This is a genomic window from Vibrio sp. N418, from assembly GCF_000222565.1.
In the GTDB taxonomy this organism is placed as follows: Bacteria; Pseudomonadota; Gammaproteobacteria; order Enterobacterales; family Vibrionaceae; genus Vibrio; species Vibrio scophthalmi.
On the sequence record NZ_AFWD01000035.1, the window covers coordinates 12,237 to 25,520 of the forward strand.

At 43.9% G+C, this 13,284-nt stretch carries 13 protein-coding genes; 7 read left to right on the forward strand and 6 right to left on the reverse strand.

Features of this window, described 5'->3' with window-relative positions; all coding sequences use genetic code 11:
* Positions 1 to 68: 68 nt before the first annotated feature.
* The 4 genes from RH86_RS05495 (at position 69) to RH86_RS05510 (ending at position 4,317) form a co-directional block, all read left to right on the forward strand.
* A complete protein-coding gene (locus RH86_RS05495) occupies positions 69 to 1,388 on the forward strand; it encodes an MATE family efflux transporter (protein ID WP_009385434.1) in 1,320 nt (439 codons plus the stop codon).
* A gap of 260 nt (positions 1,389 to 1,648) precedes the next feature.
* On the forward strand, positions 1,649 to 2,626 hold the full coding sequence (locus RH86_RS05500; protein ID WP_009385435.1) for a DMT family transporter: 978 nt from the start codon (positions 1,649 to 1,651) through the stop codon (positions 2,624 to 2,626).
* Positions 2,627 to 2,684: 58 nt separating this feature from the next.
* Positions 2,685 to 3,572: a DMT family transporter gene (locus tag RH86_RS05505; protein ID WP_009385436.1), complete on the forward strand. Its 888-nt coding sequence runs from the start codon at positions 2,685 to 2,687 to the stop codon at positions 3,570 to 3,572.
* A 130-nt stretch (positions 3,573 to 3,702) separates the two neighbouring features.
* Complete coding sequence (locus tag RH86_RS05510; protein WP_009385437.1) at positions 3,703 to 4,317, forward strand: glutaredoxin domain-containing protein; 615 nt, start codon at positions 3,703 to 3,705, stop codon at positions 4,315 to 4,317.
* Between the two features lie 86 nt (positions 4,318 to 4,403).
* Here the strand turns inward: RH86_RS05510 and RH86_RS05515 are convergent, their stop codons facing one another.
* Positions 4,404 to 4,754: a hypothetical protein gene (locus tag RH86_RS05515; RefSeq protein ID WP_009385438.1), complete on the reverse strand. Its 351-nt coding sequence runs from the start codon at positions 4,752 to 4,754 to the stop codon at positions 4,404 to 4,406.
* A 114-nt stretch (positions 4,755 to 4,868) separates the two neighbouring features.
* Positions 4,869 to 6,068, reverse strand: a complete 1,200-nt coding sequence (locus tag RH86_RS05520) for a multidrug effflux MFS transporter (protein WP_174269664.1) — start codon at positions 6,066 to 6,068, stop codon at positions 4,869 to 4,871.
* Between the two features lie 92 nt (positions 6,069 to 6,160).
* Between RH86_RS05520 and RH86_RS05525 the strand changes: the two genes are divergently transcribed.
* Both RH86_RS05525 and RH86_RS05530 read left to right on the forward strand, forming a co-directional pair.
* On the forward strand, positions 6,161 to 7,033 hold the full coding sequence (locus tag RH86_RS05525) for a LysR family transcriptional regulator (RefSeq protein WP_009385439.1): 873 nt from the start codon (positions 6,161 to 6,163) through the stop codon (positions 7,031 to 7,033).
* A 102-nt stretch (positions 7,034 to 7,135) separates the two neighbouring features.
* Complete coding sequence (locus RH86_RS05530; RefSeq protein WP_009385440.1) at positions 7,136 to 8,977, forward strand: putative bifunctional diguanylate cyclase/phosphodiesterase; 1,842 nt, start codon at positions 7,136 to 7,138, stop codon at positions 8,975 to 8,977.
* 36 nt (positions 8,978 to 9,013) lie between these two features.
* On the opposite strand, the gene RH86_RS05535 is transcribed toward RH86_RS05530, so the two are convergent.
* Positions 9,014 to 9,502 carry a hypothetical protein gene (locus tag RH86_RS05535; RefSeq protein WP_009385441.1) on the reverse strand — a complete coding sequence of 163 codons (489 nt, stop codon included), beginning with the start codon at positions 9,500 to 9,502 and terminating at the stop codon, positions 9,014 to 9,016.
* Between the two features lie 60 nt (positions 9,503 to 9,562).
* Positions 9,563 to 10,075: a nicotinate-nicotinamide nucleotide adenylyltransferase gene (locus tag RH86_RS05540; protein ID WP_009385442.1), complete on the reverse strand. Its 513-nt coding sequence runs from the start codon at positions 10,073 to 10,075 to the stop codon at positions 9,563 to 9,565.
* 102 nt (positions 10,076 to 10,177) lie between these two features.
* Here RH86_RS05540 and nadE point away from each other — a divergent pair, with 102 nt between their 5' ends.
* On the forward strand, positions 10,178 to 11,005 hold the full coding sequence (nadE, locus tag RH86_RS05545) for an ammonia-dependent NAD(+) synthetase (RefSeq protein WP_009385443.1): 828 nt from the start codon (positions 10,178 to 10,180) through the stop codon (positions 11,003 to 11,005).
* Positions 11,006 to 11,103: 98 nt separating this feature from the next.
* On the opposite strand, the gene RH86_RS05550 is transcribed toward nadE, so the two are convergent.
* Entirely contained in the window at positions 11,104 to 11,775 is a 672-nt protein-coding gene (locus RH86_RS05550) for a LuxR C-terminal-related transcriptional regulator (protein WP_009385444.1), read from the reverse strand.
* A 139-nt stretch (positions 11,776 to 11,914) separates the two neighbouring features.
* On the reverse strand, positions 11,915 to 12,976 hold the full coding sequence (locus RH86_RS05555) for a S1 family peptidase (protein ID WP_009385445.1): 1,062 nt from the start codon (positions 12,974 to 12,976) through the stop codon (positions 11,915 to 11,917).
* Positions 12,977 to 13,284 lie beyond the last annotated feature (308 nt).

Below are 13,284 nucleotides of genomic sequence, written 5' to 3' on the forward strand. Positions count from 1 at the left end.
TACTAACCTAATAAAGCTGAGCCTGTCTCAGCTTTATTTTTTATTTCCAATCCAGTAGTGGCTACACCATGCATTCTAACGATCTTGGCAAACAACTGTTTTCAATGACTTGGCCAATGTTATTTGGCGTACTCTCTTTAATGAGTTTCCAACTCGTTGACAGTGCGTTTATCGGCCAGCTAGGTATTTTACCCCTAGCGGCGCAAGGCTTTACTCTACCGATCCAAATGATCATCATCGGCCTTCAAGTGGGGTTAGGTATCGCAACCACGGCCGTGATTGCCAGAGCTATTGGCGCAAAGCAACAACGCTATGCACAACAGCTCGGCGGGTTGGTTGTTGCACTTGGCTCCGTCGGTGTTGCTATTTTCTGTGTACTTCTCTATTTGATCCGCGAACCTATTTTATTCATGCTCAGCGCGCCACAAAGCGTCTTTACCATTATCGATAGCTACTGGCTTTATTGGTTAGTCAGCTCATGGACTGGCGCGTTGCTCTACTTTTTCTACAGTGTTTGCCGAGCCAACGGCAATACTATGCTGCCTGGGAGCATGATGGTTGTCACGAGCTTACTTAACCTCGCTCTCGACCCGCTGTTTATTTTCACTTTCGACCTGGGCATTAATGGTGCTGCGTTGGCAACCATAATAGCATTCGGCTTAGGCATTTTGTTCGTCGCTCCTAAGGTAGTGAAAAAGCAATGGATGAGCTTCGATTGGCACGATCTAAATGTAGCTCAGAGTCTTGCGTCCATTGGCAATATCATGGGGCCAGCGATGGTCAGTCAGCTATTGCCACCACTCTCTTCCATGCTCGCCACCAAATTGCTAGCAAGCTTCGGTACAGCAGCGGTCGCTGCTTGGGCGCTAGGATCTCGTTTTGAGTTTTTTGCTATTGTCTCAGTGTTGGCCTTAACCATGTCGATGCCGCCAATGGTCGGTCGTCTATTGGGCGCAAACAAACTAGAAGAAATTCGTCAATTGGTGGTTCTGGCCTGCAAATACGTTCTCGGCTTTCAGGTTATTGTCGCCACAATCACGTGGTTCAGTGCTGATTTTCTTACGACTATAATGACCAGCGATCATCAGGTGAAGCAAATCCTCATGTGGCATTTAATGATTGTCCCTTTTAGTTTAGGTCCTTTAGGGATCTGCATGTTGATGGTATCTATCAATAATGCACTTGGAAAATCCTACACCGCTCTGACGATTTCAGCACTGAGGTTATTTGTGTTTTTCCTACCTTGCTTATGGATCGGCTCAATACTCGGTGGTATTGAAGGCATTTTTTGGGGCGCTTTCATTGGCAATATTGGCGCGGGATTCAGCGCTTGGTTGATGTATCAAAAAGCCTTTAAACAAGTCTCTTGCAAACTAAGTATCAAATAAGTTGCATTATGGTTGCACACTCGTTAGTCTAAATTTTCACCCGATAGGAATAGTATTAAATGCAACTTAGTCTTACTTACTCTACTTTTCGTCAGATAAGCAGCCCATTGTTAACACAACAATGGCTCCTCCTCCTGAATGCCCGTAGTCGGTAGGTAATACTCTGTCTGGCTGCGAATTTTGCAGCCAGATCGCATCACTCGTAGCCTTGTTATTTATGATTACTTATCAAGTTTTTATAACGATAAGGATACGAACCCATGAGCGATACCAGTGAGTCTACTCGCGAATCAAAAGTAAGGTCCATAGCGACAAGCACGACCAATACGCCATCACACCATTTGTCTGCGTTTTCGTCCCAATATCAGACTGGACTTCTGTTTGCTTTAGTCGGTTGTGTACTTTTTTCACTCAAACCCATTTTTGTCAAACTCGCTTATCAAGCGGGCGGTGATGCCACTTCAATCATGGCTTTACGAGCCTTTAGCTCGTTACCTTTCTACCTTGTGACTTTGGTTTTTCTGTGCCGTAAGCAGACTACGCGTATGAAATTGCGTTCTCATGGCTTTAAAGCGGCGATGATTGGCGTTTTGGGCTATTACATCGCCAGCTTTCTTGATATTTCCGCATTATCCTATATTTCAGCCCAACTAGAACGCTTGCTTATCTTCCTATTCCCTTCTTTTGTCGTACTTATCAGTTGGGTGATCTATAGGCAGCCACCAACACGAACCATCGTTGCGGCAACCTTCGTTGGCTACGCCGGAACCGCGCTAATCTTAGCGCAGGACTTCCAAACTCTTGGAAGTTCGGTGGGTTTTGGGGCGCTGCTTGCCGTTAGCTCAGCGTTTGTATTTGCTATTTATCTGGTTGCCAGCAAGCCGCTGATAGGCTCTTTAGGGAGTTCGTTGTTTACCAGTATCGGTATGGGCAGTGCGGGTATAGCGATCCTCATTCATCTTTATTTCAATGGCGCCGATATTCATACTTGGTCAGTGGAGCTAATGAGTATTGGCGTCGCTCTGGGACTATTTTGTACTGTTCTGCCATCTTACTTTATCGCCGCTGCGATGGCGCGTCTCTCGCCGACCGAGTTGAGCTTAACCAATAACCTTGGCCCCGCCATCACCGCGGCAGGTGCGGTACTGATTTTAGGAGAATTATTCACCGTTTGGCACGCAATCGGTATGGGCTTAGTCATATTCTCTGTTGTCATGATAAATCGGACAAAAAAGTAAGGTAAGCCTGTAAAGAAAGTCGTATGATTCAGCCACCTTTTTCGAGTACCTAATTTTTATGAGTCACAATCATCACCCAATCCAAGGCGCAAGTTGGATGCTTACTGCGGGGCTATCCTTCGCGATCGTCAATAGCCTTGCACAAGTCGCCAGTATCAGTTTTGGCTTATCGTCAACGACCGTTGCCTTGATCCAATACGCCATCGCATTGGTCGCGATTTTGCCTTACTTAAAAACGTTAGGTATTCGTCAGTCTCTTAAAACAGACAAGCTTGGTTTACATATTTTCCGCGTATTTTTATCGGTGATTGGTATTCAACTGTGGCTGTGGGCACTTGCTTACCCTGTGCCTATTTGGCAAGGCATCGCGTTATTGATGACCTCGCCTCTGTTCGCCACTATCGGCTCAGGTCTTTTGCTCAAAGAAAACGTTGGCGCTGCTCGTTGGGGAGCCACCATTACCGGTTTCATTGGTGCAATGATCATCCTTGAGCCATGGGGCGACGACTTTAACTGGGCAACATTGTTACCTGTTGGTGCTGCCTTCTTTTGGGCTTGCTACTCTTTGATGGTGAAAAAACTCTCTGCAAACGATTCACCCTCGACAATGGTGGTCTATTTGCTGATTTTAATTACGCCATTTAACATCTTACTCGCACTGCCTGACTGGCAAATGCCAAGTGGTCTTAATGTATGGCTGATTTTGATCGCTGCTGGTATCGCCACAGCACTCGCGCAGTGGGCAATTGTAAAAGCATATGCGGTGGCTGATGCGTCTTTTGTACAACCGTTTGACCACGCTAAACTACCACTGAATGTGTTAGCTGGCTGGGTTGTGTTTGGTTGGGTACCACCAGGTCGTTTATGGCTAGGCGCGTTTATCATCATCGCCTCCGTTGCCTTTATTACCCAATGGGAAAGTAAGAAATTTCGTAAAAAACGTTGAGTTGTTGAAATTAATCTTCCCTTTCACCGTTCTTAATATCTGAAATGGTTTGGGTTTCCTTCTACGCTTAAACAGAGGCGCTGAAACAAAGACGCTTTCCCAACCGCTTGGCTCAATTCGGGAGAAGATAATGACACAACCAATTAAAATAACGCTCTATCGCTGGGCAGGTAGCTGGGGACCTTTTAAGGTCAACATTCCGTGTGGGGAATGCACCCTGACAAAAGATATCTTACAAGATACTTTTGACAATGAATTGGCAGGTATTCCGATTGAGCTAGAAGTGAAAGATTGGTTATCTCATTGGTGGGAGCCACTCAAACTCGGTTCATGGCATGCACCAATTTTAGTGGTTGAAGGCAAGGTCGTCAGCCAAGGTGAAGCCTTAAACCGCGGTGTATTGATTCAATCCGTAATTGAACAATGGACCAAGCGCGATACCTTAAAAGGGAATATTGTTTATGGTAAAGCTACCTGTCCATATTGTGTGAAAGCGAAAAAGCTCCTCGATGAAGCAGGCATCCAGTATCAATACTATGATGTGGTGAAAGACAGTGCAGCACTGTACCGCATGATCCCGGAAGTAAAAGCGATTATCGGGCTAAAAACACCAGTCACTGTGCCGCAAATTTGGCTTGATGGTCATTACATTGGTGGTGCGGATAATCTACAAGCGTGGATTGAGGAAAAAGGACTCAACACAGTGCCTGACAACGTCATCAATCTTGAAGCAAACCAAGGTTGACTCTCACTTTCACAGCTCTGAATCTTCAAAATAAAAAGCCCCAGCACATCACATGCTGGGGCTTTTACATTCAATGATATGCGGAATTAGCTACGTTTAGGCTGTAGGTAAGTTTTACCTGCTGCTTGATAGGTATCTTTGCGTTTTACTTCAAACATGGCATCGAAGAACCAAGCAACAAAGCGAATTACTTCGTCGCCTTCATTCATCACATGCTCTACAAATTCTTGTTCTTCGCCTTGCTCATCTTCGTGAGTCGTTACATGGTAAATGCGCTTTTCACCGTCGACTTCCGCCAAGGAGAACTGACCAGCAAGTGACGCAGCCGCTTCTGCAACTTCTTGATCTTCACTGGCTTTTAAAATTGCTAATGCTTGTGGCAAAGCTTCTTGCTGACTGGCTGCTTTGACCAGTTCTTCAAACTCTTTATGTTCCATAATGTCACCTAATGGTGTTGATAACGCGAATGGCGGGCATTGTAACCTCATGTGCTCATTTTGGCGATATTCAGTTCTCGTATTCCATAAGCTTATGCAATGACAATAAACGGTCTACGCCTGTTGTTCTGTATAGAATATGGATTTTTGAGACATTAATACTGCCGCCATTACCACCGCAATCAATAAGTAGAATAGCCCTAATCCAATTTGAGTATGCACCCAGTACTGCACCAAGTAGCCGCCAAATATACCTGATATTCCCATCTGAACCGATCCAGATAGCGCCGATACCGCCCCAGCTTGTTTCTTATGTGGCTCAAGCAACATACTAATGGAGATTGGAAATGACATACCTTGAGCAAAGCTGAGCCAACTAAACGCCCAGACTAAGTGGAATAGTGTCATTTCAAAACTGAGCAACCAAAGCCCTGATAACGCAATGATAGTGATCGCAATAGCGAGTAGCTGAGAACGACTCAAAAAACGATTAAGCACGTTGAGCGCCAAACTACCACACATAAGCCCCACAGAAGGAACGATCATGATCGAACCATACTGCGCCGCAGATAAACCCAAGTTTTGTTGCAAAATAAACGGTAAGACAGACAACGAAACGAGCGAGGCTAGATAGCTTAACCAATTGTAACTGGCGCTGGAGATCACTTGTCGATTTGTCATCAAGCGACGATAGTTTTTCATCACAGCCAGCAAATTGAAACGACTCGCCTCGTATGGCAAGGTTTCCGGTAGGATGAAAATACCGAGTAAATAAATTGCGGCTAAATAAATAAAAACAAAAATGAATACAGCTTGCCAACCAAACTGATAAGTAATCCAACCACCTAATACTGGGGCAAAAATAGGGATTACTGAAGCTGTGACCGAAATATAGGCAAAAGCTTTGGTTAGGTGCGCACCATCGTAGCTATCACGCAGTACACTTCGCCCCAATACCGAAGCACTCCCCGACCCTAAGCCTTGCAACAGACGGCCAAATGCTAACCAGTATAGATTGTCGATAAACAGTAAGCAGACGATCGTGCCGAGCAAATAGATCCCCTGCCCAAAAATGAAAACAGGCCGGCGGCCAATTGCATCCGAGAGCGGACCATAAAAGAGCTGTGAACCACCAAAACCAACCAAAAATAGGGTAACTAACAGCTGAACATCGGCTTGATCGACCGATAGCGATTGGCTGATGTGAGGCAGTGCTGGTAAATAAATGGACACGCCGACTTGGCCGGTTGCGATGATCATCATCGCCAGCAATAGAGGGATTTTATTAAAAGGAGAAGTTTGCTTGCTTTTCATGCGATTGAGTTTAAATTGTAAACTCACAAATGATAATACTCTAAAAAGGAAACTAATTAGTTCCTTTAGGGATTTAATAATAAGGTCATACAATGGACTGGCTACAGAACGTAAAAAGCTACATTTTGGTCGTAGATGAGGGCAGCTTCAACGGCGCAGCAAGACGTTTAAACACCACCAGCTCAGCAGTGAGTAAGCGCATTCATTGGCTTGAAGAGCGTATTGGCGTGCAACTTCTAAAACGCACTACGCGCTCAGTTTCACAAACTGAAGCAGGCGCGCTGTTTTACGAACGCGCGAAAGTACAATTAGACGGTTGGCAATCGATTGTTGATGAAACGCGCTCCATTGATCAATCCCCTGCAGGGCTTCTCAAGATTGGAGCGACACTAGCGGTGGGTTCGAAATTTCTTGTCCAATATCTGGATGATTTTCTCTCTCTCTACCCTGACATTCGTATCCAGTTAACCACCACCACTCCAGGGCAACTACCGGCACTCAGCTTAGATCTGTTCATTAGCCGTGAAATTGAACAATTAAATTCTCTGAGCTTTATCGCTACCCGCCTTTTTGAACACAAAGCCGGATTTTACGCATCGCCCCTCTATCTCGGCCGTCATGGTGAGCCAAAAACGGCGCAAGATTTGAGCTTACACAATATGCTCAATTGGGGGGAAAACCCGCAGCGAGAAGTTAAACTCTCAAAAGGGCAACGAGTTCTGCTTTCTGGTAACTTCGCCACCACCAACCCAGAGGCGCTCTTCTATGCAGCTAAAGCTGGGATGGGCATATTGCTAACCAACGATGTCATGATCAAAGAAGAGCTAAAACTCGGCACGTTAAAACGTATCCTACCTGACATCACCGCCGATGAGGCAACGGTTTATGCTTATCATCCTAAGTTAGATTACAAAAATACCCGAACTCAATTGTTTCTCGATTACTTAAAATCACGCCTAGCCTAAATTGATACGCCTTATTTGCAAACATATGCGCCATGTACCATATTTAACGATGCGAACTCTGTCAATAAGTGACCAGAATCACACAAATAAGGAGCATTCGTCATGGCTAAGGATAACAAACCCGACGTAATTGACATTGATGAACTCAACCAAATTATGGCACTTGATGGGCCAGAACTACTCCATCAGGTCACATTGAAATTGCATAAAGCATTTAACAGTCAATGTTGTTGTGTCATCGAAATAGACAAGCTGAACTTTACCGCGCATACCCTCTCCTTTGCCTGCGAAAAACAGAACCAACAACAGTTTAGTTATTCTTTGGCGGGAACACCTTGTGATGTCGTTAGTAAATCAAACAAACTCTTTTATTTATTTGAACAAGGTGTTTCAAAGCAGTTTCCACAAGACACTTACCTGATTGATCACGGCGTCGAGGCCTATCTAGGCGTTCCGTTACGTAATCGCTCTGGTGATATTTTGGGCATCCTGCTTTCTACTTTCACCAAACAAACAATTCACAATCAAAATCTGATTGATTGCCATCTATTATTTGCCAACATTATCGTTCACAGCTTGAGATCAAAATGGCTTTCTGCTCGCTCCGACACACTGGTTCATCAACTCAGCCACGAAGTCTCTCACGACAATCTCACCGGACTACTCAATCGCAGTTACTTGTCTAATTCGCTCGAACATATCATCGAAACACGAGCTGAGCCTTTAACACTCGCCTATATCGACATTGATAATTTCAAATCGATCAATGACCTATACGGCAACTACATTGGCGACCAAGTGATTAAATTTGTCGCAAGAGCCGTTGAATTTGCGGTTCCAGAAGACCATCAAGCCTACCGTATCGCAGGGGACGAGTTCGCGTTTGTCACCTTCTCTAGCGATCCATTGGCCATCTGCCAAACCTTGATTTCACGCTTAAATGAAGGCTATGTCGACCCATCACATACGATTAAAATTAGTGTCAGCATTGGTCTTGCTCGCACCTCTGAACAACGATTGACCTCTGACCAATTGATATTAAATGCCTCACTGGCCTTAAAAGATTGTAAGCAAACTCGCAACAGCAAAGTGCAAAGCTACGATACCCACCTCAGTGCTCAGTATTACCGTCGTACTATGGTGATTGACGCTCTGCGCAACGAACTTGATCGTACTTCGAGTAAAGGGGGGGAAATTTATGTCGCAGTACAACCTATCGTTTCATTAGATTCGCCGACGTGGGATTATTTTGAAGTACTGGCTCGCTGGAACAGCGAAACGCTTGGCGTGGTCTCACCAATGGAGTTTATTGAAGCGGCAGAACAGTCCGGTTTGATCATTGAATTGGGTGAGCGTATCGTTGAATTGGCTTGTCATGCAAAATGGGAATTAGAGAAAGGCCTCGGTTATAAAGTTCGCCTTAGCCTGAATTGCTCAGCTCACGAACTGAGTGACTCCTCGCGCTATATGCGCCATCTCACAACCACCATTTCACGCTTTCACTTCGAGCCGAGAGAATTCACCATAGAGCTCACTGAAACAGTGCTGCTATCGCAAACCAATGAAGTCCGATACATATTAGATAAACTTCGCAATCAGGGGTTTACTATTGCTCTTGACGATTTCGGTACGGGTTACTCAAGCTTAAATTACATCCATAGCTACCCTATCGATACGATTAAGATCGATGCGACTTTCATTAAAAATATGCTGTGTAACGAAACAGCTGAACACGTTGTTTGTTTAATAGTACAACTTGCACAACAGCTTGAAGTGAATTTAGTGGCCGAAGGGGTTGAAAGTGAAGACGCGCTACAAAAGCTCAGTGATATGGGGTGTACACAAATACAAGGTTATTACTTCTCGAAACCGGAGATCCCGCTCAATATTATCAGCTACTACTCAAATCTGTGTTTAATGCAACCAAAGACCATTTCTAATTAGCTGCCTATGTTGCAATAGGAGAGAAATAAAGTGCCACTAAAACGGCACTTCAATTTGCATCATGACATTATCTTGATCTTCGTCGTGCCAAAGATAGTCGAGTCTAAACCGAGGCTGACCAATGGTCTTATCGCCAAAACCAATGCTAAACATTAGACCGTGATTCATTAACCACTCTTCCGTGGTCTGTTCATCACCTTGAAGAACATTATCTTCAGGAGACCACCAACCAACACCAAAATAATTATCTGCGTAGTTTTGGGTTAACACCGGATTGGATTCGGTTTTCAACACCCAATCAGACCAATAGTTGGATTGGTTATATTTTTCCTTCACCAGCAATAGGGGGGGAATTATTTTATTTACTGGATAAACACTCTCCCCAAGCATGGGAGAACACAGCTCACGATCGAGATCGTGTGTTGTTGAGTCAGCTCCAATACTGACTCCTTGGTTATTTTCAATGCAAGCGTAAGCAGAAGCTGAAAACAGACCAAAAACAAGCAAAACGCTTTTCTTAGCCATAAGCACCTCAATACATTCACCGAGCCTTTGACTGACTAATGAATAATACTGATAGATAAGTTAGTAATAGTTATTTTCCACTAACATAGCGCAAACATTGGGGGTTGTTAAGTGATTAATTTTCTGTCCATCTGCCAATAAAGTGCGAATGTCGGTGCTGCGAATCTTAACTTTCTCTGGGCATGCCATGACAGACCAACGACGAACAATTTCTTGTGCATTATGGAACTTAGCAAAATTGAAAAAATTGTCAGGCCCGATCACGAACGTAAGTTCAGCTGTTGGGTTTTCAACTTGCAATGCCTCAAGTACGGCATAGGTCGTTACCGATGATTGTGCACGATCCAATAATATTTCTTCAATCGTGCAGCGCTCGACATTCGTCATATTCAAATCGACGATAAAAGCATCGACCAATTGAGTTCGTAACGCATAATCCAGCATCTCTTTTCCCCAAGCATGCGCGATGCTTGGAAGCAGTAAAATACGGTCAAAATGCGAGAGTGATTCTATAACACTCTTGTGACCTAAACTGGGTGGGTTGAATGCGCTGCCAAATACGGCGATTTTCATAATTTTTACCTTGAATGGGCGGAAATCCGTGTTCTCGGTTTTCTATTTATTGGTTTTAGGTATGATACTACGATAAACAACCTTGCTGCAGGAAGAAAACTAATGGAACAGTTGATTCGCGATGAAATGCGCGTCTTACCATCGATTGACCCTCATTTTGAAATCACCCGTCGCGTCGATTTTATCAAACGTAAATTAACAGATTCTGGCTGCAAAGCGCTGGTTCTCGGTATCAGTGGCGGCGTAGACTCCACGACCTGTGGCCGACTTGCCCAAATTGCGGTAGATGAGCTAAATGACCAAAGCGGTGGTGGCTATCAATTTATTGCAGTGAGATTGCCTTATGGCGAGCAAAAGGATGAAGACGAAGCGCAACTTGCTCTACAGTTCATCCAACCAAGCCACTCCGTTTCCGTCAACATTAAAGAAGGCGCAGATGGCCTGCATGCTGCCTCTCTGCTTGGTCTTGAAAATACGGGGCTGATCCCACAAGATCCTGCTAAAGTGGACTTCATCAAAGGCAATGTAAAAGCACGTGCACGTATGATTGCCCAGTACGAAATTGCCGGTTTTGTTGGTGGCTTAGTGCTTGGTACGGATCATTCAGCAGAGAACATCACCGGTTTCTATACCAAGTTTGGTGATGGTGCTTGCGATCTCGCGCCTCTGTTTGGTTTGAATAAACGTCAAGTCCGTGAAGTTGCCGCCACACTGGGCGCTCCTGAACAGTTAGTCAAGAAAGTACCGACTGCCGATTTAGAAGAACTCGCACCACAAAAAGCCGATGAAGATGCGTTGAACCTGACTTATGAGCAGATTGACGACTTCTTGGAAGGCAAACCCGTTTCTCAAGAAGCCTCTGATCGTCTCGTACACATATATCGCACGACGCAACATAAACGTCAGCCTATTCCGACCATTTACGACTAACACGTAAATTAAGGCTAAGCGAAAGCGAGTGCTACGATTTTTAGCCAGGTAAATAAAAAGGGAGCCGTTGGCTCCCTTCTTTCATTCCAAGTAACATTCTACACGCGCTCTTCCAAGGCGATATTGTTGTTTGCCCATAGCAACGCCTGTAGTCGATTCTTAGCGTTTATTTTCTTAAAGATATTGTGCAAGTGTGTTTTAACGGTGTTCTCACTGACAAACAGCTCATCGGCAATTTGGAGGTTAGATGCCCCATGGCCTAACAAACGCATGATCTCTTTCTCACGTTTGGTTAAGTTGGCATACACTTGCGATGTCGTTACCGTATTCGCACAACGGAAATGTTCGATATAATCTTGTGCGACCTTACGTGATAACCACATCTCATCTTGCATGACTTTTTCCATACCTTTAAGCAGCAGGCTAATGTCATCTTCAACATAAAACACACCAACAAGATTACGCCATTTAAACAATTGCGATGATGCGACCTCTTTCGGACAGTTGATCACTATCTCTTTTGCATTGCTATTGACCGACAGCCGAGCTTGATTATAGATTTCAAAATTAGAATCATTGAGATAATTAAAATCAATCAATACATAGTCACCGAGCAACGAATCATCGCTCTCAGTTCCAATGCTCAAATCGTCAAGAGAAACTAAACGCACCTCTAACTCAATGCCACGCTCTAATGAATCCTTAAACAACTTCGACTGCATGCTGATGTCAGATAACAAGGTAATGTTATAGGTACTGTTGGCGCTCATATTCGTTTCTCCACACTGTGCTCTGGCTTTTATAATGTAAAACTATCGTTTAGAAACAAATAGTCAACATTCACCCAGTTCACACTTCTTCAGATATGAATAATTTAAACAACAATTTCATCAGGTTACGACGATCATCTTAATTTTGAGAACGTAGGTAATTACTTGAACAACTCATATGCACACGGCTGCAATGTCGCATAAGCGATATAAACAAAAGTCCTAACAAAGAAATGATAGAAGCGCTGCCCCCTGAGCTACCTGAACTTCCTGAACTTCCTGAACTTCCTGAAGAAGTCTGTGTAACGGTAGTCGGATCAACCAAAACGCGCTGTCCATTTTGAACTTGGATGTAATAAGTGGGTGACACATTGCCCGTAATGACATTGTCTATCCATGATTTGTAATCATAGACATCCGTAAACACCGACGTCACAGCTTTGGTTCTATCACCACACCTCTCAAAACCAAAACTGGCAACCCCAACTTGAATCCTCGGTCCCGTTCCATTCTCTTGATAATACACTGGCCCACCAGAATCTCCTGAGCAGATAGAATCTTTATCACCGCCGTCATCAGCACCATCAAAACAGATCTGTTTATCGGAAATATTTGTCCCCAACGCAGCAATACAAGTAGCATTATCGATATAGGTTAACTCGACTTCTTGCAAGTTCGGGCTATTTGCCGCTGGGACTTCAAGATAATCATTTTTACCGTGCCCCACAGCAATAAAGCGATCTGCCACGGTAAAGCCACGATCCTTAGAAAAATTGAGGCTCGAATATAAATCCCCACGACCAATAGAACGATCAAGTTTTAAAATTGCAATGTCATCCGGCCAAAGAATATCTCGTTCGTTTTCGAATCCATTTGGAATATAGTATTCAATCACACGAGGATAAGTTAACGGCGCATAGTTATTTTCATTTTGTAAGCTAGCGGCGACAGTGATATGAGGTAATTGAGAAGAATCAGCCGCCACACAATGAGCAGCCGTTAATACATAGTAGTCATTTATAATCGTCGCACCGCAAAAACTTCTGGTCGAATATTGGCGATCATCTTCATAAAACAGACTCGCAAAACTCGGGAAATCTCCGACATTCGCATCAGAACCATTCACAATATAGGTACTAATATCGCTGGTATGAGCTGCTGCAGAGAAACTGAGTAAGCTTACCATCACTGCCTTTCTCATCTACTTCATCCTTGGTCTATCTCTATCGTGTACAACTCTATTTATACGAATCAAACTATCCTATTAATCGTAATTCATGCGGTAACACATCATTTTAAAACAACAAAAATACACGCACAACAAACAAATCGTACACCAAAAACACACAATTATGTAGCAATTCTATTTGCTTCAGTTCCTAGTACATTACCTTTTGAGTACAGCTAACGCTCTTGAGTCTTGTTTTTTTGCTGACAATGATTCTTCTATTGCGCCTCAAGGTGCTTCACAAATCACACCATTAGTTTGCGCTCAATATCAAAGTTTCT